Here is a 25740-nt window from a genome sequence, read left to right on the forward strand (position 1 = left end):
GCCCGTCCAGCAGACTGAGCTATCTTTTTAGAGTCAGTCCTCGTTGCGAGAGTCGGTCCTCACCGGCGGCCCGACGGGCATCGCCGGGTTCAGAACCCGCCATCAGCGTTTTGGCCAGGTCCACGAACCGTCTGGTCAGCGACGAATCATCCAGAGAGCCATCTGACCTAAGCACAGCCGGCCGACCGGACTCCCCTGACTCGCGCAGGTCGGTCTGCAAGGGCAGCTGCTCCAGCAGGGGCACCTGATACCCCAGGTCGCGGGTCAGTTGGTCAGCCACACGCTGACCCCCTCCCTGGCCGAAGATGCGCAGCCGCTCCCCATGGTGCTCATACCAGGACATGTTCTCAATCACACCCTGAACCTTGGTGGGCAGCTGGAGGGCGACAAGCCCTGACCGAACTGCCACCTGCGAGGCCGATGGCTGAGGGGTGGTGACCACGATCAGCCGACTGTTGGGCAGGGCCTGGGCCACGGACAGGGCCATATCCCCGGTGCCTGGGGCCAGATCCAGCAGGAGCACATCGGGATCCCCCCACCAGACATCGGAAAGGAACTGCTCCAGCGAGCGCTGCAGGCGCGGACCCCGCCAGAGGATGGCCCGGTCCGACCCGGCAAACATGCCGATGGAGATCAGCTTGACCCCCCAGGCGGTGACCGGCATCAGCATGCCGTTTAAATTGGTGGGCTGGCTGTGCACGCCGAAGAGCCCAGGCAGGGAGAATCCGTAGATGTCCGCATCAATGGCAGCAGTGTCATAACCCAGGGCCGCCAAGGTAGCAGCCAGATTGACGGTCACCGAAGACTTGCCCACGCCGCCCTTGCCCGAGGCGATGGCGAAGATGCGTGTTCCGACGCCCGGCTTGGAGAAGGGATTGCTGCGCCGGGCGGCCTTGAGGTCGGCCACCAGGTTGTTCAGCTTCTCCCTGCTCATGGAGGAGACATCGATATGCGGGCGTAGCCGAGCTCGGGGGTAGGAGGTCACGGTGCCGTTTATCTGGTTGGTGATAGTGGTCGACAGCGGGCATCCCTTGATGGTCAGCTCCACCCGGACGGTCACCTCATAGTCGGCCTGGGCGTCCCTGGCTGGCTCGACAATGATGTCGGTGATCATGCCTAGATCGGTGACGGACCGTCCCAGCTCTGGATCAATGACCCGGCTGAGCCGCTCATAGACCTCCCCCTTGATTCTTCGAGGCAGCTCCTCCAGATCCCGGGTCCTTTCCTTGCGATGCTCTACTTGTTCCATGCCGTCACCATATCGCGCTCAGCCACCTGCTGCTAGGGCGCGGCTGGTCGGATATTGCGAATGTCGCAATCAGCCTTGGGCTGGGCTGGGGTCGCCGGTGTCAAGCAGGCGGCGGAAAGCCGCCTCGTCAAGAATAGTCAGGCCCAGGCTCTCAGCTTTGTCGGCCTTGGAGCCCGGATTGGCACCCACCACCACATAGGTGGTCTTCTTGCTGACGGATCCAGAGGCTCTGCCGCCCCGCTCCACAATGGCCTCCTTGGCGGAATCCCTGGAGAAACCCTCCAGACTGCCAGTGACCACCACGGTCATGCCTTTCAAGGTCTGTGGCTTGGTGCTGCGCTCGACGTGAGCGCCGACTCCGGCGGACTGCCAGGCTTCAAGGATGCGTCCACGCCAGTCGCCTGGCTGTCGGGCGCCCTGGAACCAGTCGTGGATGGAGCGTGCGATCTCGGGACCCACACCATCCAACTCGGACAGGTCCTCCACGCTGGCCTCCTCTACGGCCTTGAGAGAGGGGAAGCGGGTGGCAATAGCCCGAGCTGAAGTCGGTCCCAGATGCCGGATGGACAGGGCCACTAGAACCCTCCACAGGTCGGCATGTCTGGCCTTGTCGATCTCGTCAAGCATCTGCAGGGTATTCCTGGAGGGCTGCGCATCAGTACTGCCTAAGGCGGCTTCCTGGACCTGGGTCTCATGACTGTTCATAGCTCGCTCGCCCTGGCCGGTCTGTACGCTCTTGGGCAGGTTATAGAATGCCGGCACCCGGTACCAGAGGCCGCTGCCGCCAGTCCGGCGCTTTGTTGTAGCGTGGCCCTGTCGGCCTTCCACCGCCGCCTGCTCCATCAGGGGAACCTCACGCCATACATAGACCTGGCGCAGATCCTCCGCTTTCAGGTCGAAGAGGCCTGCCTCGCTGGTCAGAACCGGATCCTGCCGGGGCGGAAGCTTCAGATCCGGGTCCGGCTGGTAGAGGGCCGCCTGGCCGCCTTGGTCAATCAAAACCTCACGCAGTCCAGGGGCGTAGACCTGTACGGAATCAGGCCGATTCTCATCGGGGTTGGTCAGGGCTATGGCGCTCTGTTCCCCCAGATGTTCGATATCCAGGGCCTTTCGCGAGGCCATATGGATGATCCGCTCGGTCAACTGGGCCGGGCAGGACTCCACGTTGGGACAGCGGATGTCCACATCGCCCTCCTTGGCCGGAGCCAGACGGGCGCCGCAGCTGGGGCAGGTCTCAGGCATGACGAAGGGTCTCAGCTCCTTCTCGCGCCCCTTCCTGGCCTCGATAACCGGTCCGACCAGCTCAGGGATCACATCGCCAGCCTTGCGGACCACGACCGTGTCCCCGATCAGAATGCCCTTGCGCTTGACCTCGGAAGCGTTGTGGAGAGTGGTCCTGGAGACCGTGGACCCGGCAACGGTGACCGGAGTGAGAACAGCCACCGGGGTGATCCTTCCGGTCCGACCCACCTGGACGGTGATGTCCAGGAGTCTGGTATTGACCTCCTCCGGCGGGTACTTGTATGCCACAGCCCAGCGGGGGGCTCGGGAGGTGGCGCCCAGCCTGCGCTGGAGATCCCGGTCCTGAAGCTTGACGACGATGCCATCCAAGGCGTGCTCGATGTCATTGCGGTGCTGGCCGTAGTAATCGATCATGTCCAGGATCTGGTCGAATGAAGTGACGACCCTGTTGTGGGGCGAGACCGGAATCCCCCACTGCTTGTAGAGGTCGTAGGCCTGGGACTGGTCGATGACCTCGTCGTGGGTCCCCTTGGGATGGGCCGGCCCCCATCTCAGGGAGCCCAAGCCATGGGCGTAAAAACTCAGACGGCGACTGGCGGTGATGCGTGGATCCTTCTGTCGAAGAGACCCGGCGGCAGCGTTACGGGGGTTGGCGAAGGGCGCCCTGCCCTCCCGCTCCTGCTCCTCGTTCAAGGCATTGAAGTCATCGAACCGCATGAAGACCTCGCCACGGACCTCCACGAATTCTGGGATGTCGCGGACAGGACCCGCCAGGTTCTGCGGAATGCTTGGAATGGTTCTGACGTTCAGGGTGATGTCTTCCCCCGTCACCCCGTCCCCCCTGGTCAGGCCCTGTTCCAGGACCCCGTTACGATAAAGCAGGTTGAGGGCCAGGCCGTCGATCTTGACCTCGCTGGTCATAGGCAGGGTCTTGTCCTGCGGCCAGTCGAGCTCGCTGCGAAGCCCGTCGTACCACTGACGAAGCTCCGAAATGCTGAAGACGTCATCCAGGCTGAGCATCCGGGAAGGGTGACGGACGGAGGCGAAGTCGTTGGAGAAGGTTCCACCCACCCGGTGCGTCGGCGACTGGGGGGTGTCCAGGCCAGGAAAGCGGGACTCCAGCTCCTGCAGGCAGCGCATCCGGGCATCATAGGCTGCATCGGAAGAGACAGGAGCATCGTCTATGTAGTAGGCGACCTGGTCGGACTCCACCCAGGCAGCCAGCCTGGACCAGAGACGCTGGGCCTGCTGGGCCCCCAAGGAGTCAAGGTCCAGCTCCCCCAGTCGCATGGCATCAGCATCGTCGGGCTGAAGGGAGGCTATCCATCGGTCAGTGCCGGGCCTGGGTCTGGACTCGGCATCCCCGCCATCATCATCGGTTTTCCGAATATCTTGCTGAGCTGTTTTGTCATGCATTGAGCGACCTCATGAACTGTGCCTGTACCACATCAACACCTTCATTATCGTCGTCGTTCATCCGAGCTGCCGCCATTGACAATGTTCGGGCCGGAACAAAAAGCCCGCCGTCCACACAGATGCGCGCGGCCTGGCGCACTATCGAAGCCACCTCGGTGTGAGGCCAGACCGGCAGGCCATGTTCAGCCAGCACCTGGCGGGCCTGTCTGTGGTTTTCGGGCAGGACCACGCATTGGGAGCGGGCCCTGGCCTGCAGCTCGGCCAGCTCACTCTTGAGGGCTGGTATCCGGTCAGGGCTGATGTGTTCGCTCATCAAATAAGCCGCCGCAGCCACGTCGAACTCGTCGCGCATCCATGAGGCATAGGCCAGACGGTAGTAAGCGAAAGAGGCGTCGTCCCTGTCTAGAGCCACCCGCAGGGCGTTCAGGGTGGCAGCCCGGGCCGAATCCCAGTCCTCCCGGTTGGCCAGCATGACCGCCAGCTTCAGGTGGGAGAGCGGGTAGGCGGGCGCGTAGGCCACCATTGCGTTCAGATGCTTGAGGGCCGCCTGGTCCTCCTTAATCTGGGCCAACAGATCAGCTATCTCCAGGTGGGCGTAAAAGAGATTGTCCGGAATAAGCAGGGTCCGCTCCCCCGGAGTGGCAAAGAGCCGGTTGTAAACCACCCGCTCAGCGTATGAGTTGAAGTACCTGGGCACCTGTCCCTCGGCAGCGAAAGCGGCATCCAGATGGGCAATGGCATCCTGCTCCACTTGTATGCCCTGGGCCGCGCCGCCGGAGAAGAGCAGATCACGGGCACGAACGCGCTCCTTGTCCAGCTGGGAGGACAGAGAAAAGTCAAAGTCCGGAACAGGAGTGCCGTCGATCATAGCGCTGGCAACCTGGGGAGCCAGCTGATCCAGCTCCGGATCGCCGATGCCCTGGATGATGCCAGTGGCTTGCTGGGCCTTGGCTGCTGAAGTCATAGTCCGGTCCGCGGCTAGCCTGTGGAAACCACCTACAGCTCTCTGCAGCAGGTCGGCTCGTTGAATGGACAGATCCACAGCCTTATGCGCTCCCAGAGCCTTGGCCGACTTGTCAGCAAAGGTCATCTCGGAGAACTCAGGCTCCTCCTGGCTGCCTTGGGGGCTGAAGCGGTCATCGCGCATGTCGAAGCCGGCCTCGGTGGGCTTGAGTCCGCCCTGCGGATCCACCTGCATGGCCGCGTCAAAAAAACGGTAGACGGCACGTGGATCCTTCAGACCTTGTGAACGGATGCGGGAGAGGAAGAGCTCCCTGCTGAAGACCACCGAGACCAGGGTGCGAATGGTCGGATTGCTCTGCAGGGCGCTCAGTGGATTCTGGGATCCGTCGCCGTCGGTCTGATCCGCGGAGGCATCATCGCTCGATACCTTCTCGTTCGAGGTGCCGTCTGCGGTCGGTTCTTCCTCATCGGACCCATTGGCTGACGACGGCGGTGCAAAGGCAGCGGTGTCAAGATCCACTCCCTGCATAAGATCCTTGAACTCACGGTCCACAGATCCCGTTTCGTCCTGGTCCTCGGCCTTGTCCTCCTCATTTCCCTCTTGCTGATCAGGAGCCATCCGGGAGGCAATGGGCTTGGCGGGATCCCCATGCACGTCGCCATCCTTGGGATCGGCCTTGGACCCTGTAGAGGCCACCTCGCCGGAGCGCATACGCTCAAAGGCCTCCAGGGCTTGTCCCATCATGGTCCTGATGGCCGAGTTCTGCTGGTCGACAGCCTCTTCCAGACCGATGGAGTCGATCTGCAGGCTGACCTCGCGCACGGCCGGATCCACCCCGAAGGCCAGAGCGGCCATCATCAGCCCGACGCGCAGGTTGTAGTCAGCGCTCATTGCGGACCGCTCGCCCTCGTCCAGGTCACGCCAGGCCCGTGACTGATCCTCATAGCGACTGGAGGGCATCATGGTACGTCCCGCTGCGGTGAAGGCCAGGGCCACCTGCCCCTGGGCAAGGTTGGATCTGAACTCCGCATCGAAGCGGAAAGGCAACCGAAGGGAACGCACCAGCATGGCCAGCGTCTGCCGGTAGACCCATTCGGATCGCACGGGCTCCTGGCCCTGACCGTCAGCTCGCACCGGCAGAGCCTGGGGAGCCTGTTGACGCACCATGGCAGCAGTAGCCGCAGCCTTGTCGACCATGGCGTTGATAGCGGTCCGTCCGTCGTCCTCCAAAGGGTCGAAGCGAGTCGAATAGTCTCCAGGACGCAGCAGGGCGACGATGGCAGGATCATCCAAAAGGGCCTGGTCCAGCCGGGTCGCCTGGACGCGGTTGATCGAGTCCTCGGTGGGCAGTGTCCCCAGACGGGCATTGCGCTCCAGCCAGGCGCTGACAGCGGCGAACCTGTTGAGATTGCCTTCGATGCGCAGGGCCGCAAGGGCGGCGGTGAACTCCAGTCCGTTGTCCCAGCTCAGAAAGTAGGCACCAGAGTAAGAGGAAGCATACAGATGCAGGGGTTCCGCCCCATGAATGGCTTCAAGGCCCGAGACGGGCGAGAGAGCCCCGGCCTCACGCATCAGGTCGGCGAACAGATCCTCCAGACCGGAGACCCGCTGTCCGTGGGAGCGGGCCTGGATCATGTCGCCCACGCTGCGTCGGATGGCTCCCATGGGCGCCTCCCGGTTGAGCCGGTAGAAGATGTTGCCCGAGCCGAACCCGGTGAAGGTTCCCTGGATGCGCGGCAGAAGGTAGGCGGCGAAGAAGGCGATGGCCACGGCATCCCGGTACTCCAGGTCAAGACGCATCTCCGCAGGCAGGAGGGGACGCATTTGCTCCAGGGAATAGCGACCATCGGATCGCAGCCAGGAGGCCAGCCAGCGCAGGTGGCCGGCATCGTCACGGCCTGCTACGGCACCCTGGAGGGCATGGACCGGCCCAGAATCCTGACCCGGATCACGACCCAGCCGACGGCCGTCGGCAAGGGTCACCTCATCCTCCCGGCCCAGCAAGAAGGCAGGCTCCATGTTCTGCAGGTCCATCCGGCTCTGCTCACCGATGAAGACCCGGCCATGATCGTCAGCCAGAGCAATCTGGGCAAAGTGACGTCGATCGGTGAAGATGCCCAGCGCGAAGCCGCGGCCTGGCGCATCAGGCCATTGGACCCAACCCAGAGTCAGCCCCTCGGGCACGCCCTGCAAGCGGGGAAAAAGCCGACGTTTGACGGCGACGCCCAGAATACGGCTGTGGGAGGCCAGAAATTTGCGCATCTGTTGATCGTCAGGATGATGCCCTGTCCGGTTAATCAGGTCGACCATGTCGGCCACCGAAGAATCCAGGGGACGATCCCCCCGACCCTCTATGGTCGGCCGAGAGGAGCCCGCTAGTCCCTCCAGTGCGGAAAGAATGGAACGGCCCAGACCTGACAGGTCCCCGAACCCCCGGGACTTCTTCGCGTTCTTGGACATACTTTCGATTGTCCCAATCCAACGCGACATGTCGCCGTTAGAATAAAACCGTGATGACTCTGCCAGCCCTGCGACGCCCCACCTTGGCCAGGGACACGACCATCCGGCTGCTGCTGGCGCTTTTTGTTGCGCTTGTCCTCGAACTGGGAGTATTCAACCTGGCCCATTGGCAGTCACTGGCGGCTTCCGCCACCCCCGCTGCGACAAACGCCACTCATGGTGCCACGACACGTCCGGACCTATTGGGCCCTGGACTCTCCACGATTGCAAGTGGAAGGCTGAAGATTACCGATCCGGCTGGCGCCTGGATGGATGTCCCTGTCGCAGATGGGTCAGCATCCTTCGTTCAGGCACATCTGGCAGAAGGCATCGAAGGTTCATCCCTGTCACAGATTCATGTACGTCTTGACCTGCGCCTGGCCGGCGACAAGGGTTGGACCCAGGGCACCCGAGGGGTGATCTGCCCCGGCCAGACCCGCAGCCATTACCTGCGCATCCGAGGAAATTCCAAAGGCGACCGGATCCAGGCCATGCGGCTATGGATACAGGAGCCTATCGGATCTCAGCTGGAGCTGATCGGGATGACTCCAGCCGAGGTAGTCCCCCTGGACCTCAACCCTGCCCGTATACTGACGCTGGTCTGTCTGGCGGCGCTGATCCTGAGCTACCTGCCAGGCTCGGTCCTTTGGCGGACCCGGCTGGATACGGGCTCAGCAAGCCAGCGCCTGGCTCTGGCTTTGATTCTGGCTCCGCTGGTAACCTGGTCCTGCTGGAACATCCAGCACGATCTGTCCGTCTTCACCCCCATGGCATACCATCAGCCGCAGGCCTACGTCTACGACTTCAACCAGTACGATCACGTGGCCCAGGCCCTGCTGCATGGACGCCCTTGGCTGGATCTTGGCCAGGCGCCGGGTCTGGCCAAGGCGGCCAACCCATTTGACATAGCCACGCGCAACGCGCTGCTGGCCCAGGACCAGCAACCCATATACTGGGACTACGTCTATAGAGACGGCCACTGGTATTCCTACTTCGGTGTGCTGCCGGTGCTGCTGCTCTTCCTGCCTTACAGGGCAGCGACCAGCCTGGTGCATCCTGGTGGGTATGCCCTGCCCACCAGTTCGGCTGCGGCCCTGCTGGTGGCGGCGGCCACCATCATGACTGCCCTGGCCACCATACGCCTGCTGGCCCGCTGGTTCCCCCGAGTCAGCCTGGCCGTTGTCGGCATGGCACTGATGATCATGCTGGGAGGATCCGGCATGGTCTACCTCTGGTGCCGCCGCAACTTCTATACAATCCCCTTCGATGCCTCTTTGCTGGCAGTCATGACCGGACTCTGGCTCTGGATGGGAGCCAGACGGGTCCATCGACAGACTGCTGATGCCGATGTACATCAGAATCGTCAATCAACACGCATGTGGATTATAGAAGATGGGGACAAGCCCTGGCATCTGTCCAGACCCCGACTCTTTTGGGGATCGCTGTCAGTAGCCGCTACTCTGGGCTGCAGACCCACCTTCCTGACCGCCGGTCTACTGGCGCTACCCCTGTTCGCCAAGGAAATAAAGGCAGTATTCAGCGCTCTGTTCACGAGCGGGATCCATCCCGGTTCTCTGTCACGAAGGAGTGCGCTGTCCCTCCTGGTCTGCGGCCTGCTGCCGGTCCTTCTGGTGGCCGCTCCTCTGCTCTGGTACAACCGCTGGCGCTTTGGATCCTTGCTGGACTTCGGCAACCGCTATCAGATGACCGTCCTGGACCTGACCAACTATCATCCCGGGACCCAAGGCCTGTTTCAGATCTTTGGCTACTACCTTCTGCAGCCGTTGACTACCATGCCGATTTTCCCCTACCTGCAGTTCTCCCCCGCTCCCATGCGGGTCTGGCACTTCACCGAGCCTGGCCTGGGCGGGCTGCTAATCACCACCCCGGCACTGCTGCTGGCCCTGGCTCTTGTTGCCCTGCCCCAGGTACGAAGGAATCTGCAGCGCCGGGGATGGATGCCCGCCTTGATCCTGGCCCTGGCCCTAGCGGCTCTGGTCATGGCTGCAGACTCCTATTTGGGCGGATTTTCGGTACGCTACGCCATTGATTTCGCTTGGATGATCTGCCTGTCCGCCGTGGTGGTCATGGCCGCCGCATCCTCAGCATATGAAAACGGCCGCTCCAGGGCAGGAACGGCCGTCATGAGCCTGCTGTCACTGGCCTGTCTGGCTGGCCTGGTCCTGACGCTTATCAACGCCATGGTCCTGCTGGAGCACTTCGACTCCAGTCAGGCCATGAACGTAGCCGTCTGGTTCCTAGGACCCTGAGTCCAGCCGACCGCGGTATCAGAAATCCAAGCCCTGCTGCTTAAGGGCCTGGTGATACCGATCGACCATGTCAGCCACGATGTCATTGCCATCGCCACCTGACAAGGTGATGACCGAGGCCAGGGGCATGGTGTCAAAGAGCTGAGCCGTATTGGGATCATCGGGCAGAGGTATACCATCCTGTTCAATGCGATCACGCATGATGGGCCCGCCGATCGAATTCTCGCGCCACTCGGCCATGGTCGATTCGGCATTCAGCGGAATGAACCGGCCGTCACCATCCACCTGCAGGTCCTGCTCAGCAACCAGATCGCGGCTGGAGGTGCCCACCTGGATGCGATAGGTGCCAGACTCCACATGCCAGGCATCCATGGCCGTTGACCAGTAAGCGAAATCGCGCTCTGTCAGGTCCAGGCTCACCCTGCGGGACTGCCCGGCCTTCAGGAAGACCTTGGCAAAGGCCTTGAGCTCGTGGCTAGGCCGATTCACCCGGCTGGCGCAGGGGACCACATAGACCTGCACGGTCTGAGCGCCATCCACCTGCGAGGTGTTGGTCACGTTCACCTCCACACGAGCCGAGTTGGCTCCTGTCTTCGTCACCGTAGCCTGATCCAGCGCAAAGTCGGCATAAGACAACCCGAAGCCGAAGGGGAAGGCCACCTGACGCCGGAAGGTGTCATAGTAGCGGTAGCCCACATAGATGCCCTCGCCGTAACGGGAGTGTCCCTCCTCGCCGGGGAAGGAGGTGATAGTGGGATTGTCCTCAAGCCGGACCGGGATGGTTTCAGGCAGATGGCCCGAGGGATTGGCGGCACCGGTCAGCACATCCACCACAGCGCGTCCACCCTCCTGGCCCAGCAGCCAGGTTTCCAGCAGGCCCTTGGTCCTGTCCATCCAGTCGGCAACAGTCACCACAGCCCCATTGGAGAGGACGACGACCACCCGATCGTTGACCTCGGACACCGCCTTGAGCAGCGCCACCTGCTTGTCGGGAAGATCCATGCTGGTGCGGTCAAAGCCCTCGGACTCGGCATCTTCCGGCAGCCCCAGGAAGAGCACCACAGTCTCGGCTCCGCGCGCAGCCTCAAGCGCCTGCTGGGTCAGGGCAGGATCCTGCTCCTTGTCGTCAAATGTGAACCCAGGCGCAAAGTCCACGTTCATGCCAGCCTCCTTGAAGCCATCCAGCGCTGAAGAGACCTCGGTAGGGGTAATGTGCGAGGAACCTCCGCCCTGGTAGCGTGGAGTTCTTGCGAATTCACCGATGACGGCAACCTTCCCTTGCGGGTCAAGCGGCAGGATCCGGTCCTCGTTGCGCAAGAGGACTATAGACTCCTGGGCCGCTTGACGGGCGATCCTGTTGTGCTCCTCAATGTCATAGCGATACCCTTGCTGGGACATGGCCGGACGGGCCTTGTCGATCAGATCCAGAATCCCCTGGGCCATCCGGTCCAGCTGCTCCTTATCCAACTGGCCAGCCTTCACTGCCTGAACCACCTGATCATCGGTGCGAGAGGGCGGCATCTCCAGATTGAGCCCGGCCTGCAGGGCATTGACCCTGTTGTGGACGGCCCCCCAGTCCGACATGACCATACCCTGGTAGCCCCACTCACCACGCAGAACATCCGTCAGCAGCCAATGGTTCTCCGAGCTGAAGACCCCGTTGACCTTGTTATAGGCGCACATGATGGTCCAGGGCTTGGCATTCCGGACCACATATTCAAAGGCCGGCAGATAGATCTCGCGCAGGGTGCGCATGTCCACGTCCGAACTGACTCTGAGCCGATCGGTCTCTTGGTTGTTGGCTGCAAAGTGTTTCAGCGAGGTTCCCACCCCCTTGGACTGGACGCCTTCAACCAGGCCTGCGGCTTCATGCCCGGCCAGGACAGGATCCTCCGAGTAGAACTCGAAGTTGCGGCCGCCCAGCGGGCTGCGCTTGATGTTGATGCCGGGTCCCAGGATCACAGCCACCTTCTCCTGGATACACTCCTCGCCCATGGCCTGGCCCACCTGATAGGTCAGATCAGGATTCCATGAGGAGGCCAGTCCGGCTGTTGGAGGGAAGCAGGTGGCCGGAACCGAGCCGTAGACGTCGGAACCGGTGGCCTTGCGCAAGCCGTAAGGGCCGTCGGTGATCATGTACCCTTCATAGCCCCTGCCGGGCAGCCCCTGCAGGTGCCAGGAGTCAGATCCCGAAGTGAGCGAGGCCTCCTCTTGCAGATCCAAATCCTTGGCTTTGGTACGTGTGTCTTCTGGCATGTCTTTTCCTTTCGGGTTCAATTAGCCGGGCAGCTGCTCAGCACAGGTCCGGATTACAGGTTTTCAGATTCACTTGACCTTGCGAATCATCATGATGAAGACGGTTCCCACCAGCAGGCAGGCGATGGCGACAGGGAAAATCATCCTGTAGCCGCCGAAGAGGCCAATGACCAAAGTAGTGCAACCGGGGGCGATCACTTGGCCGATTGTGTTGGCCAGGTTGAGAATTCCCAGGTCCTTGCCGGCCTCCTTGGCGTTCGGCAGCACATCGACGTTCAGCGCCTGGTCGACCGACATATAGCAGCCGTTGCCGATTCCAGCCAGAGCGGCATAGAAATACATGCCCGTGGCGGTTGGCATCAAGAAGGGGAAGAGCATGCCGACGGCGAGAATCAGGCAGCTGATGGCCACCATCATCTTCCTCCTGTGCAGGAAGTCCGAGAGCGGGCCCGAGACCACGGAGGCCAGGATCGTGGTCACCACCGAGATCAAGGCCATGATCTTGAGTGCGGATGCGGCCTGGGCATCGCTCAGATTGCAGTACTTCTGCAGTATGTAAAGCTGGTAGCCCTGAATCATGAAGCAGCCGACGACGAAAGTGAACCTGCCCAGAAGCGCCAGGTAGAAGTCGCGACAATTCTTAGTGGGCGGTATGAAGGATCGGCCGACATCTGCCCAGGTTCGTTCCACGACCGTGTTGGCAGCCGACTTCTCCCGGGGCCAGATCAGCACGGTGAGAATACCAGAGAAGAGGAAGATGATCATGGCCACTACCAGGCCGGTATGGATGTTGGCTATGAACGAGCTGCCGATGATGGTTCCCAACTGCTGGCCGATGACCTGGCTGGCTCCATACAGCGCCGAATAGGTCCCCCTGGTCGACTCGGGAATCCTGTCGGAAAGGACCGCCACAGCCGGGGCTATCAGGCAGTTGATGCCCATCTGGACAATGCACCAGCCGAAGATGATCATGACGAGTGTATGGGACTGGATAACCAGCAGGAAGCCAAGGGCGCCAATGATGCCGCCCAACACGATCCAAGGAGTACGTTTGCCGACTCGGAACCTGGACATGTCTGAGAGAGCACCAAAAACAACGTTGGCCACGAGGGCGAACACACAGCCGATCGAATTCATTGTCCCCAGAGCCGCTTCAGCGCTGACGCCATGCAGGGAATTGAAAATCTGAGGCAGGAGAACCCCGGACCCCATGGTAAAGGGCGCAGCCCAGAGCAAGGAAACCAGAACGAACCCAATGGCAAAGCGGAGCTTCTCCGTGGTCGTAAGCCTCCTGCCCGTATCCGGGGCAAAGCTCGCATCCACGCTCTGGCCCACCACAGCGCCTTGCTGCTCATCTGCAGAGGCCATGGCTTTGATGTCTTCCCTGACGCGAGCAGTGACCCCCTCAGCTGAGTCTCCCCTTCGATCATTATTTTCGTTCACCATCGTTACCGCTCCTTCGTGTGCAACCCTGCAGTCAGTGGCTCATCATTGAGCCCCACCAATCTCCCCCCTTCCATGACGGGTGATCATTTAGAACTTATTATCGGAGCAAACAAGTCGACATGTGGGCTACAATCACAGAATTTTTTCAATTGCTGAGACAACCGAGTCCACATTTCGGCGGAATTCCAAGGATTCCGGCAGAAGAGACAGGGCTAAGTATCCGTTGCCTGGCATGTCGAAGAAGTATCCTGGCTGTCCAGTCAACCCATAGGACCTAATCAGGCGAAGAATCAGTTCCTCTTCGTCAATGACCTGGGGAAAGCGCAGCAGAACATTCCAGCCGCCCTCAGGCCTGAGTAGAGATACGCAGGAATCCTTGTGGCCCAATGCCTGTCTAAGGATGTCAAGGTTGCCTCTGACACGCTCCCCTACTCGACTGGTCTGAGCGGGAATATCAGACAGCATGGCCTTCATATCTCTGGTAATCAGAAGGCTCATGGGCAGGTAATCATCGGCTATCAGATCAAGATGGCGCTTGGCAGCAGCAACCTGGTCCGACGGCCCGGAAACCTGGATCCAGCCCACTTTGGCATGGGGAGCTGCCAGGTTCTTCGAGAACCCATCCAGAGCGAAGGTCAGCACCCGATCCTCTCCTGCCAGCCGCGCACGGCCCGGCAGAGGGTCCAGAGGATAGTCGAAGAAGACCTCGTCCGCTATGATGGCCACCCCCTGCCGCTGGCAGAGCTCCATCAGCGACCGGCGTTCTTCCGGATGAACGTAGGAGCCAGTGGGGTTGTTGGGATTGATAAGGACCAGAGCGCGGATACGGTCACCTTCAGGTCCTTCCAAGGCCTGTCTGACCGCGGCCAGGTCAAGCACCCAGGACCCGTCGTAGGACAGGCGGTACGGAATTGTCCGAACGCATTCCAGACCGGCGATGGATTCAATCAAAGGGTAACCAGGCCTGGGCTCCAGAATGGCATCACCTGGGTCGCAGAGAAGCTTCATCAGCCAGGAATACGCCTGGGATGTGGAAGAGAGCAGGTAGAGGTCATCAGGATTAACCGCTGCATCATGATTGTTTTCGTTCAAGCCCCGATGCCTGGTCAGAAACTCAGCCAGAGCCTGGCGGGCCGCAAGAGGTCCTCTCGGTTCAGCCTCATAGACTTGGGGCAGGAATGACGGAGCCAGTCCGAAGCGAGTGGGATTCGAGTCGTTCAGCTTGTCCAGCCTGAGACCACAGGCTCGCGCCTCTGACTCGGCCAAGGCAATACGATTAGGGCGGTCAGACCCGGTTCGGTGAGAAAAATGCATGATTCTCCAGCTCCTCATCCGATTCACCAGCCGCCCGAACGCCACATGCGGGATGGTCGCAGAAAAAGCCGCGCTTCACCCCAGATGCTTTTGCCGAAGGTCGGCCAGATAGGCGGCGCCGACGATGCCAGCCTGGTTGCGCAGCTTGGCAGCCACAATAGGAGTCTTGATGTCGACATGAGGCAGGAACTTCTCGCTCATCCGGCTGACCCCGCCGCCAACGACGAAGAAATCAGGATTGAAGTAGTGCTCAAGCAGGCGGTAGTACTTGGTCAGGCGATTGGCCCACTTCTTGTAGCTCAGCTTCTTGCGGTCACGCACCGAAGAGGCTGCGTATTTCTCGGCCTCCTTGCCGTCCAGCATCAAGTGGCCCAGCTCGCTGTTGGGAATCAGAACGCCATTGTAGATCAGAGCCGAGCCGATGCCGGTGCCCAGCGTAGTGGCGATGACCAGGCCCTTCTGCCCCTTGGCCGCTCCATACTGCACCTCGGCAAGACCAGCTGCATCCGCGTCGTTGACTACGCTGACAGGCCTGCCACAGGCCTTGGAAAGGACCTCCTGAACATTGGTGCCGACCCAGGCCTGATCCAGGTTGGCCATGAAATCGAGCGGCTTGTCAGGCTTGACAGGAGCCGGAAAGGCGATGCCCACGGGCACATCTGAAGCAACTTCGAAACGGTCCAATAGCTCCTTGACGACAACCCCCACAGCCTCTGGCGTGGAGTGCTCCGGAGTCAGAATCTTCTTGCGAGGCTCTGCAAAATCTCCGATCGTCAGGTCAACAGGGGCAGCCTTAATGCCGGATCCGCCAATATCCACTCCGAAAGCCTGCGCTGTTTCAATCATTACTGCTCCTTAGCTGATCAAAGATGAGGGTCCGAACCGGCACGGTAGCGATTGTACCCCAAGGCATGCCTCTGCAACCCTTAGGAGCGGCATAAGTCAGGCCCGAGGGTGGGCCGTTCCTCAGCCTTGCGATACGCGCTATCGCCTCCCTACGCAAACTGCAGGAAGAAGAATTGAGTGGGATAATGAAGTTATGCCTGAACATACACAGCTTATTGATGCAGTCAACGTACGCATCACCACCAGAGAGTACGACCCCAAGCCCATCGATCCGGACCTGGCCAGGCAGCTGGACAGCACCTTGAATGCGCTGAATACGCTGAGCGGTCTGGACATACAGCTGATCCGGGGCAAACCTGACGCCTTCGCAGCTGACAACGCCTCAGGGCATCTGGCCAATGCGGCAAATTACTTGGCTCTGGTCGGCCCCAAGGACAGCAAGGAGAGTCTGGAAAAAGCCGGCTTTTACGGAGAACGCATGGTTCTCGCCGCCACCCTCTACGGGTTGGGGACAGGATGGGTATCGGGCAGCTGGGATCGTCAGGCAGCTGAGCGCCACTGCCGGATTACGCCCAGCCAGTCGCTCTATCTGGTAGTTACCATCGGCTATCCAGCCGACCAGGTCGGCTACGGCAACCAGGACTTCGCCACACTTTGCCAACGTCAGTGCGAGCATCGAACATCCAAGAGCTACGAGGAACTGACCTCAGCCATGAACGCACAAGACCGTCAGGATGCACCGGAATGGTTCAAAGCCGGCGTTGCAGCCGCCGCCAAGGCACCCTCGGCCATGAATGGACAACCAATCCTTTTCGCCTATGACAAGGACTCAGGTGATGCGATCGCCACTCTGGATCCCTCGATCGTCTATGGCTCCGCAGTCGATCTGGGCATAGCCAAAATGAACTTCCAGATCGGGGCCGGAGGCGGCGCTTGGACCTGGGGCGATGGAGGCCGCTTCATCAGGTCCTAACCATGGTTGCACCATGGTGACCCGGCAAGAGGGCCGTGTAGGGTGATGAACTATGAACAATGGAGCATCATCAACGCAATCTGCCTGCGAACCCAGCACCGAAGCAGGTTCGACAACCCTTTATCTGACCCGGCATGGCAGAACTACGGCCAATGTCATGCATCTCATGCAGGGCTGGTCCGATTTCCCTCTGACCAGGCAGGGCCGTGAGGATGTGCGCCAGTTCGGCCGGGGCCTGCGGTCCATTCGTTTCCGTGCGGCCTGGAGCGGCAATCTGAACCGCCAATATGAAACAGCGCGCCTGGCCCTTGACATATCCGGCAATGGGGACCTGCGCGTAGGCGTGGACCCGGATCTGCGCGAGGACAATTTCGGCAGTTTTGAGGGCCGGGACGAACGCACCACTCTGGACCAAGTCTGCGCCGCCATGGGATTCAAGGACTTTGCTGCAGCCAAGGCAACCTACGGCAGGAATATCCCTATCCATATGCAGGACGCCTTCCATCGGCTGGATGCCCAGGACGTCCTGTCTGCAGGACTGGAAGAACAGGATCGGGCCGAGACCACGGCCCAGGTCCGCAGCAGAATGATCAGCGCACTGACACGCATCGCCCAGTCTGCCATCGAAGAGGGCGGCGGGCCTGTCCTGGTAGTCTCCTCTGGCATGTGCCTGCAACAGTTCCTGGTGGCCATCGACGACCACTGCCCCATTCCTGACATGGACAACACCGCCGTAACCAAGGTCGTTTATGGGAATGACGGCTTTCGCCTGGCGGGACCGGTAAGCTCCATGGAGTACTTCCGGACAGGGAGTCAGAAAAAGTAGCAGAAGACATTTCAGCCGCGCTGCACTGCTCCGGCTGGCCAGCCCTTGAGGGGCTCTGCGGGCTTCCAGTCGGGAACGTGCATTATCCGGCGCCAATCCATCCCTCATTTCAAGGTTGAGCGTCTTCTCCCCGTCGGCGAGCGAGCGTATCTGGAAACCATGAGATCGTCGTAATACTTGCGAACCAGGTCATCGGCTGCATGCAAAGAGCTGGTGGACAGTATGCTTCCGATCCATTCCAAGTCCTCCGCTTGGGATCCGTCACCGTCACAGCGTCCTCATCGCTGGTTTGCCTGGCCAAGGCCGGATGCGCAGCTTCATTTGCAGGCAGCAGATGGTTTTGCATCCTTGCCGCGCTCCAGCCTCATTTGCAGCATTGTGAACCTTCGACAACCATAATATTTGTACAGGCTGCAGCAGTTGCATGGAAGGCGGTTTTATTTCCTTCCTGGATGTCGTGGAAATGCTCCGGCGGCGAGAGGGAATTGACCATTCCAAGGACCGCAGCTATATTGAAATCGTCAGTTTCAGGGAAGGTGAAAGTCCTTACTGGCGGTATCCGGCTGAATGCCGGGAGCCCGCGACCCGCGCAAGCGGTGGATATCGGTCAAAGTCCGAAGCCAACGGTTACAGTCCGGATGGAAGAAACGAGGCCCTCTATGAGCATGCCCAATTCTCATTCGCACACCACTGCAAACAAGGACACGCGCTTCAACGATGTCCACTCCACAGGGGCAGGCGGTTCAGGACGCTGGTCGACCAAGCGGATTGCGGTCTACGCGCTCTTCGTAGCCCTGGCCATGGTTCTGAGCTTCTTTTCCTTCCCGATCTTTCCTGCCGCCCCTTGGCTCAAATACGACCCCTCAGGCATCGTCGTCCTGGTATGCGGCTTCGCCTTCGGTCCAGCGGCAGCCGCCATCATCTCCGTACTGGGGTTCGTCCCTCACCTGTTCACCAACCCCTTCGGCGCTCTGATCTCGATGATCGTAGCCCTGGCCCTGAGCGTGCCGGCAGCATTGGTCTACCGCAGGATACATAGCCGTAAGGGAGCAGTCATCGGAATCGTCTCCGGCGCCATTCTGGGCGTGATCGCAGCCATCCTGTGCAACGTGGTGATCACCCCCTTCTACGCGCACATGTCAATGGCAAAAGTGGTCGCCATGATCGTGCCGACCCTGCTCCCCTTCAACCTGATGAAGTTCGCCATCCACGGCGTGGTCACCTTCCTGATCTACAAGCCCATCTCCAGGCTGATCAACAAGTAGGCTACGGAGGTTCGGAACGTCATGGCAGCATCCATGACCCAATCCGCAGTCCCGGATTCGGCGGATTCGACGGCAATGGTCGCCCGTCTCAGCCATGTCTCCTTCTCTTATGACGGAGGACGGACCTGGGCCTTGGACAATCTGTCCATGGAGGTGCATGCTGGCGAGCATCTGTGCATATTGGGAGCGAATGGTTCCGGCAAATCCACGCTGGGAAGCATCCTCTCGGGTGCGACGGCACCCGACCGCGGCCAGGTTGAGCTTATGGGCCGGGCAGTCTGCTCCGACACCCCGGATCAGGGCCGACAGGTCGATGCTGAGGCTTATCGGCAAGTGCGGCGAAGCATCGGCATGGTCTTTCAGAATCCCGAAGACCAGATCGTGACCACGGTTGTCCAGGACGACGTGGCTTTTGGACCCGAAAATCTGGGCCTGCCCCGCCAGAGGATGCTCTCCTGCGTGCCAGCAGCCCTGAAGCAGGTGGATCTGCAGACGCGGATGAATGATGATCCCACCCGCATGTCAGGCGGACAGCAGCAACGCCTGGCCCTGGCCGGCAGCCTGGCCATGAATCCGAGCATGATGGTGCTGGACGAACCTGGCGCCATGCTTGATGCAGCTGGCCGACAAGAGATCCAATCAATCCTCTGCCGGCTTACGGCCCAAGGGACAGCCGTCGTCCACATCACCCATCTGCTTGAGCAGGCCAGGCAGGCCGATCGGGTTCTGGTGCTTGACCATGGGCACATCCTGGCCTTCGGAAGACCAGATGAAATCCTGAACAGACAGGACCTGCCCGCCCTTGTTGACGACATCTCATTGGCAAGACGCAGTCAACCGGACCGAAATTCGTTAACCCAAAGCAGAGCTTCAAAAACGGATGCAAAGACCACGGTCGACAACCACACCATTTCCATGGTCAAATTCTCGGATGTCTCTTACCGCTTTCCTGATGCTGGCAGAAAAACTCTCAACCAAGTGAATCTGGAGCTGGCGTCAGGACAGACTCTGGCCATCATCGGGCGCAATGGATCCGGCAAGTCCACCCTAGCCAGGCTCATCTGCGCCCTGGCTGTTCCTGACAGCGGTTCCATCCAGGTGGCCGGCCTGCCTCTGGCAGGACCCGACCGACCCAAGGCCAAGCATCAGCGGCGTCAGAATCTGAGGCTTCTTCGTCAAAGGGTCGGCTATGTCATGCAATATCCCGAGCATCAGCTTTTTGCGGATACTGTTGCCCAAGACATTGCCTATGGTCCGCGCAACCTAGGCTACGAGCCCCAACAGGTGCAACAGCGGGTGGATGAAACCATGAAACTTCTGGGCATCGCTGATCTAGCCGACCGCTCCCCCTTCGATCTCTCAGGAGGCCAGCGGCGTCTAGTGGCCATCGCCGGAGTCGTGGCCTGCAGCCCGCAACTGCTGGTTTTGGACGAGGTCACTGCAAGTCTCGACCCCCAGGCCCGCGCGCGCATCATGACACTGCTTCGAGTGCTCCATCAGCGCGGAGTCACTATCGTCATGAGCACCCACGCCGATCGCGAAGCCTTGAACCTAGCCGACCAGACCCTGCTCCTGGAGCATGGAGAAACGCTGGCCTATGGGTCTACTGCTGATGTAGTGGAGCGCTACCACCAACTGCTGGCAACAGACGGAACAGTGAAGGAAGCGACAGGGAAGGAGACGCCCAGGAAAGAAGCAGGTCGCACTCAGACCGACAACAAACCTGTCTCCCTGCTGGCAAGACTGGACCCGCGAGCCAAACTGGTAACCTTCCTTCTGGCGATGTTCACCGCCTTCGCCATCTCCACGCCGACACAACTTGTTCTGGCGCTGGTAGTCACGGTGGGCCTCTTCGCCGCCGCTCGGGCCCCCCTGCGTTCCATGATGAACTCGGTCAAGGGCTTTCTAGTCCTCATGCTTCTGCTGGCCCTGTTCAATCTTTTAGTCACTCAGACCGGCCGCAGACTAGCTGTCTGGGGGCCATTCGTGCTGACCACCGGCGGCATCTGGGTAGCTGTACTCTATGCCTGCCGCTTCATGCTGATCATCTTTCTGGGGGCGCTCCTGGTTGAGACCACCACTCCGACTCAGATGGCTGATGCCTGTGAATCCCTGCTGAGCCCACTGTCCAGGCTGGGCATACACACTAATGAGATTGCACTGGTGCTCTCACTGGCTCTGCGCTTCATCCCGACCCTGAGGCGTGAGATTCAGGCCATTGCGGAAGCACAGGCCGCCCGTGGCGGATCCATCGAGTCTGGATCACTCTCGCAACGCCTGCATGCGGCCACAGCCATTACGGTCCCTGTCTTTGCTGGAGCTTTGCGCCACGCTGATAACCTGAGCCGAGCCTTGGATGCCCGATGCTATGAGGGCAGCCGTCAACAACGAACCCACTACCGCCTGCTGCAATTGGGCAGGATGGACATCCTGTTCATCGCTCTCATGTCCCTCTATCTGCTGGCCCTGCTGCTGCATCCCCTGTTCTGAGAGGTCCGGTTGGGTCAAGCACTGAGACGAGTTATCATCAATATCATCCAAGACTCTTCCACGCCGATTCCAAGTACTGCGCTACGCAAATGCCTGAATCATCGACTACTTGACTGAACAAGTGCAATGAATGCTGAGTTGGGAACGCCAGGTTCAGTCGCTGTCAGTGTCATCACTGCCATATGTCTGGCATAGGAAAATGGCCGAGTCTCTCGACGGAATCGTAGAGCAAAAGCAAATGTCACGATCACGATGTCAATGGACACCACTAATTCCTGGCGATCTCTCAGGGACGACACTGCAGAGATCAACACAAATTCTCGGCAGCACAAAGTACGAGGGGCTGGAACACAGCTCATGTGCTCCAGCCCCTCATCAGCCAACCATGTCAGGCATTACCGACAGGGCACCTACCGTATCTCAGTCGCTGTCGGCCGGACTCTGACCGGGCTGCTCAGACCCTTGGCCATCCTGGCTCTGGCTGTCGACCTCGCCTACTGATGGAAGGTCAGCTTCGGAAGAATCCACTGTGACACCGACCAGTTCAGGCTTCTGCTCCTGTTCATCGGCAGAGCTGGCCGCATGCCTAGGTCCCTCAAAGGGCTTGCCCGTGAAAGTAAACTCGCCTAGGATGCCCTCGCCTTCGGCGTCGACCTGGATCGATTCGTTATCCGTGAGGTCGCCCATGAGGATCTTCTCGGAGACGGCATCCTCGATGTCCCGCTGAATGACGCGGCGCAAAGGCCGAGCGCCCAGGAGCGGATCGAAGCCCTTCTCAGCCAGCAGATCCTTGGCCTTGTCGGTCAGATCCAAGGACATATGGCGCTCGAAGAGACGATCGTTAAGCTGAGCGATGTCCAAGTCGACGATCTGACGAACCTGCGGCTCAGTCAGCTGCTGGAAAACGATGATGTCATCCAAACGGTTCAGGAACTCAGGCCTGAACTGCTGCTTGAGCTCGCTGGTCACCTGGTCCTTCATCCGCTGGTAGGAGGTCTCGGTGTTGCCGCTCACATTGAAGCCGGTATTGGCCGCCTTGGCGATGTCGCGGGTTCCCAGATTCGTGGTCAGGATGATGATGGTGTTTTTGAAGTCCACCGTACGACCCTGCCCATCGGTCAGATGACCGTCGTCCAGCACCTGCAGAAGGGTGTTGAAGATGTCCGGGTGAGCCTTCTCGATCTCATCGAAGAGCACCACGGAGAATGGCTTGCGTCTGACCTTCTCCGTCAGCTCGCCACCCTCTTCGTATCCTACGTACCCTGGAGGGGCGCCGAAGAGACGAGAGGTGGAGTACTTCTCCGAAAACTCGGACATATCCACCCGGATCAGGGCATCCTCGTCGTCAAAGAGGAACTGAGCCAGAGCCTTGGCCAGCTCTGTCTTGCCAACGCCAGTGGGGCCAGCGAAGATGAAGGAACCTGCGGGACGCTTGGGATCCTTGAGGCCCACACGGGTACGGCGGATGGAACGAGACAGGGCGGAAACAGCCTCATCCTGGCCGATGATCCGCTTGTGCAGCTCCTTCTCCATGCCCAGGAGCTTCTTGGACTCGGCCTGAGTCAGCTTGAAGACCGGAATGCCTGTGGTCGAGGAAACCACTTCAGCGATCACGTCCTCGTCGACAACCATCTTGACGTCGGACTCGCCCTCGTGCCAGGCCTTCTCCTTCTCCTTGCGCTCGGCTTCCAGCTTCTCCTGGCTGTCACGCAGCTGAGCGGCCTTCTCGAAGTCCTGGTCCTTGATGGCCTGGTCCTTCTGGGCGGAGATGCGATCCACCTTGGCATCCAGCTCCTTGAGCTCCGGCGGCGCGGTCAGACGCTTGATGCGCAGGCGCGCACCGGCCTCATCGATCAGGTCGATGGCCTTGTCAGGCAGGTTTCTGTCCTGAATGTAGCGGGCAGAGAGCTCAGCGGCCGACTGCAAGGCCTTGTCGGTGATAGTCACATGGTGATGATGCTCATAGCGTCCGCGCAGACCCTTAAGAATCTCGATAGTCTGGGCAATGGTGGGCTCGGAGACCTGAATGGGCTGGAAGCGCCGCTCCAGAGCCGCATCCTTCTCAATGTACTTGCGGTACTCGTCGGTAGTGGTCGCTCCGATGGTCTGCAGCTCGCCACGGGCCAGCAACGGCTTGAGCATGTCAGAGGCGCCCAAGGCACCGTCGGCTGACCCAGCCCCGACAATGGTGTGAATCTCATCGATGAAGAGAATGATGTCGCCCCGGGTCTTGATCTCCTTGAGGACCTTTTTCAGACGCTCCTCGAAGTCGCCCCGGTAGCGGGAACCAGCCACCATGGAGCCCAGATCCAGCGAGTAGACCTGCTTGCCTTTGAGCGTCTCAGGCACATCGCCTTCATGGATCTTCTGCGCCAGACCCTCCACCACGGCGGTCTTGCCTACGCCAGGCTCGCCGATCAGCACTGGGTTATTCTTAGTCCTCCTGGACAGGACGACCATGACCCGCTCAATCTCGTTAGCGCGGCCGATGACCGGGTCCAGCTTGCCTTCAGCGGCTTCCTGAGTCAGATTCCTGCCGAACTGGTCCAGGATGGCCGAACCAGTCTGTCCGCTCTTGTTGGAAACGCTGCCTGCATTGGCCAGATCGCCCTTGCCGGCATCGCCGCCTTCATGGTTGCCGCGAATCATATCAATCGTGGCGGTCCGCAGATCGCTGAGATCCACGCCCATCTTGATCAGCACCTGGGTTCCGACACCCTCACCCTCGCGGATGAGGCCGAGGAGGATGTGCTCGGTGCCAATATATGAGTGGCCCAATTGAAGAGCCTCGCGCAGCGACAGCTCCAGGACCTGACGAGCATGCGGCGTAAATGGGATATGCCCATTGGGAACCGCGTTGCCCTTACCGATCATCTCCTCAACCTGTTTACGAGTGGCATCCAGCTCTACGCCCTTGGAGGCCAGGGCCTTGGCGGCAACACCGTCACCCTCCCTGATCAGGCCCAGGAGGAGGTGCTCGGTGCCGATGTAATTGTGCTGCAGGGTGCGGGCCTCTTCCTGCGCCAGCACAATCACCCGCCGCGCACGGTCGGTAAACCGTTCGAACATACTTGTCCTTCCCTTTGATCCGTAATTCACTCTACAGATTTACGGTGACGTTTATTCTCGGCCCGCCGGTGATTGCGCTCTGAACGCAACAAGGCCTTGGAATCATTCCTCTGAGCCGTCTTCTGACTGGATCCGCTCCATGAGTTCCACCTCAGGACGCTCATCGCGAGGCTGCTGTCTGACCACATCAATATGAAGATCGTCATAAGCCGGCTGCGACTGGACCCAGAGATGGGTTTCCTCCTGGGGCTCGATCTCGGAATGCTCGCCGCAGCCGTGATCCAGGGAAACCACGCGCCCGTCATCCGGGCTCCAACGATTGGCGCACACGCCGAACATGGTCCCCAGATCGCCTGCCAGGGGGATCATGAAGCCGCAGGTCTCGCAGGCCTTGCCCTTGGCTGTCCTGGTCGACAGGGACTTGGGACCGTGCTGACCCTCGTACCAGCGCTTGGCGGTGGCGGTCCTGGCCTCGACGGTCATCAGATGCCGACGACTCAGGGCGAAACGGTCAACAGCCTCATCCAGGTCGACGGAAGAGGTCTTCATATCTGCAGAAGCCTGATCCTTCGAATCCTGCTCATGCAATTCTTCCTCCTGACCTGAAGGTTTGACCAGGTGGAAGACCGCGCCATCGGTCTCCTGCTCAGTCCCGTCACCAAGGACCGAATCTGATTCGTTCAGGCCTTCCTCATTATCTTCAGGAGTCTGAGGCCTAGCCTGCACAGGCTTGCATCCCGCTGTCAGTCTGGGGTCGTCAGGATTCGTTCCCATGGCATCGGTCACGCTCAGGTCCGAGGGCAGCAGACGATCCTTCCAGGGAACCCATACCGGTGGCTGCAGGGCCGCATCGGTGGGGACCAGCGAGGATTCATCCACAGTCCAGGTATCGGCATCCTGGTCATGGTAGAGGGTAACCGACCACTGCCAGCCCTCGTAGCCCTTGATGGCTGAGGCGAACCGGTAGTCCCAGACTCCATCCTCGATCAGGGTGCGGCCGACCAGTTGTCCGACCTCATCACTGTCGGCAGCCACGCTCAGAGCCACTTGTCTGGCCAGTTCCTCAGGATCCAGGTCCTCTTGAACCATCTATCACACCTTCATCATCAGTGGGACCGGATCAGGCCGATCCACGTCGGATTCTTCTCGCTGTCACTCAGTCCGGCACGTCAAAGTCATCAGCCACAGCCCTCAGCAGGGTAGCCAGCTTGGCAGATTCAGCCCGACCCGGATAGTGGTGCCGACGCAGGCCATTGCCCGCCGAATCCAGCAGCTTGATCAGATCCTCCACAATGGCGGCCATATCATCCGGATCAGGTCGCTTGGCACGCAGAATGGAGGGGGTCGGTCCCACCAGTTTCAGATCCAGGGCCTGCGGGCCCTTTCGACCCTCGGCCACCGAAAATTCAACTCGGGATCCCTTGCGTATGGTGGATACACCGGCAGGTAGGGCTGATGAGGGCATAAAGACATCCCCACCTTGTTCATCTGTGATGAACCCGAACCCGCGCTTGGCGTCGTACCACCGTACTCTCCCGCTGGGCATGTTCTGCCACTTCCTTACGTTGCTTCTTGAACAGGTATATCCGAGAACAGTTTACCTGACCGGGACGGG

General features: G+C 60.3%; 15 protein-coding genes and 1 riboswitch. Of the genes, 5 read left to right on the forward strand and 10 right to left on the reverse strand.

The window, feature by feature from the left end; genetic code table 11:
• Window positions 1-19: 19 nt before the first annotated feature.
• From ACUIAD_RS07730 to ACUIAD_RS07740, 3 genes are all read right to left on the reverse strand, one after another.
• Window positions 20-1249 (reverse strand): Mrp/NBP35 family ATP-binding protein, encoded by a 1230-nt coding sequence (locus ACUIAD_RS07730; protein ID WP_110452347.1) that lies wholly within the window; start codon window positions 1247-1249, stop codon window positions 20-22.
• Between the two features lie 69 nt (window positions 1250-1318).
• Window positions 1319-3907: an NAD-dependent DNA ligase LigA gene (gene ligA, locus ACUIAD_RS07735; protein ID WP_110452348.1), complete on the reverse strand. Its 2589-nt coding sequence runs from the start codon at window positions 3905-3907 to the stop codon at window positions 1319-1321.
• A complete protein-coding gene (locus ACUIAD_RS07740) occupies window positions 3900-7331 on the reverse strand; it encodes a tetratricopeptide repeat protein (RefSeq protein WP_445343243.1) in 3432 nt (1143 codons plus the stop codon). Before ACUIAD_RS07740 ends, ligA begins: the two co-directional genes overlap by 8 nt.
• 53 nt (window positions 7332-7384) lie before the next feature.
• On the opposite strand from ACUIAD_RS07740, the gene ACUIAD_RS07745 reads away from it, so the two are divergent.
• On the forward strand, window positions 7385-9640 hold the full coding sequence (locus tag ACUIAD_RS07745) for a hypothetical protein (RefSeq protein WP_445343244.1): 2256 nt from the start codon (window positions 7385-7387) through the stop codon (window positions 9638-9640).
• A gap of 18 nt (window positions 9641-9658) precedes the next feature.
• Here the strand turns inward: ACUIAD_RS07745 and ACUIAD_RS07750 are convergent, their stop codons facing one another.
• From ACUIAD_RS07750 to ppgK, 4 genes are all read right to left on the reverse strand, one after another.
• Window positions 9659-11896 (reverse strand): glycoside hydrolase family 3 C-terminal domain-containing protein, encoded by a 2238-nt coding sequence (locus tag ACUIAD_RS07750; protein ID WP_445343245.1) that lies wholly within the window; start codon window positions 11894-11896, stop codon window positions 9659-9661.
• Between the two features lie 69 nt (window positions 11897-11965).
• The gene (locus ACUIAD_RS07755; protein WP_110452351.1) at window positions 11966-13342 is read right to left on the reverse strand and encodes an MFS transporter; all 1377 of its coding nucleotides are present in this window, start codon (window positions 13340-13342) and stop codon (window positions 11966-11968) included.
• A 132-nt stretch (window positions 13343-13474) separates the two neighbouring features.
• Window positions 13475-14656, reverse strand: coding sequence for a pyridoxal phosphate-dependent aminotransferase (locus ACUIAD_RS07760; protein WP_110452352.1), 1182 nt, complete (start codon window positions 14654-14656; stop codon window positions 13475-13477).
• Window positions 14657-14731: 75 nt separating this feature from the next.
• On the reverse strand, window positions 14732-15502 hold the full coding sequence (ppgK, locus tag ACUIAD_RS07765) for a polyphosphate--glucose phosphotransferase (RefSeq protein ID WP_110452353.1): 771 nt from the start codon (window positions 15500-15502) through the stop codon (window positions 14732-14734).
• A 193-nt stretch (window positions 15503-15695) separates the two neighbouring features.
• On the opposite strand from ppgK, the gene ACUIAD_RS07770 reads away from it, so the two are divergent.
• The 4 genes from ACUIAD_RS07770 to ACUIAD_RS07785 all read left to right on the forward strand — a co-directional run bounded on the left by ACUIAD_RS07770 (window position 15696) and on the right by ACUIAD_RS07785 (window position 21056).
• Window positions 15696-16475 carry a nitroreductase family protein gene (locus tag ACUIAD_RS07770; RefSeq protein WP_445343246.1) on the forward strand — a complete coding sequence of 260 codons (780 nt, stop codon included), beginning with the start codon at window positions 15696-15698 and terminating at the stop codon, window positions 16473-16475.
• Between the two features lie 52 nt (window positions 16476-16527).
• Window positions 16528-17301, forward strand: a complete 774-nt coding sequence (locus tag ACUIAD_RS07775; protein WP_110452355.1) for a histidine phosphatase family protein — start codon at window positions 16528-16530, stop codon at window positions 17299-17301.
• A gap of 519 nt (window positions 17302-17820) precedes the next feature.
• A riboswitch (FMN riboswitch) is annotated at window positions 17821-17955 on the forward strand.
• A complete protein-coding gene (locus ACUIAD_RS07780) occupies window positions 17940-18566 on the forward strand; it encodes an ECF transporter S component (protein WP_375315003.1) in 627 nt (208 codons plus the stop codon). It overlaps the preceding riboswitch by 16 nt.
• A 21-nt stretch (window positions 18567-18587) precedes the next feature.
• Window positions 18588-21056, forward strand: a complete 2469-nt coding sequence (locus tag ACUIAD_RS07785) for an energy-coupling factor transporter ATPase (protein WP_258333164.1) — start codon at window positions 18588-18590, stop codon at window positions 21054-21056.
• 420 nt (window positions 21057-21476) lie between these two features.
• Here the strand turns inward: ACUIAD_RS07785 and ACUIAD_RS07790 are convergent, their stop codons facing one another.
• From ACUIAD_RS07790 to ACUIAD_RS07800, 3 genes are all read right to left on the reverse strand, one after another.
• Complete coding sequence (locus ACUIAD_RS07790) at window positions 21477-24125, reverse strand: ATP-dependent Clp protease ATP-binding subunit (protein WP_110452357.1); 2649 nt, start codon at window positions 24123-24125, stop codon at window positions 21477-21479.
• A gap of 102 nt (window positions 24126-24227) precedes the next feature.
• On the reverse strand, window positions 24228-25214 hold the full coding sequence (locus ACUIAD_RS07795) for a DUF3027 domain-containing protein (protein ID WP_445343247.1): 987 nt from the start codon (window positions 25212-25214) through the stop codon (window positions 24228-24230).
• A 67-nt stretch (window positions 25215-25281) separates the two neighbouring features.
• Entirely contained in the window at window positions 25282-25671 is a 390-nt protein-coding gene (locus ACUIAD_RS07800) for a cold-shock protein (protein WP_110452359.1), read from the reverse strand.
• Between the last annotated feature and the right edge of the window lie 69 nt (window positions 25672-25740).

This window comes from Bifidobacterium sp. ESL0819 (genome assembly GCF_052606245.1).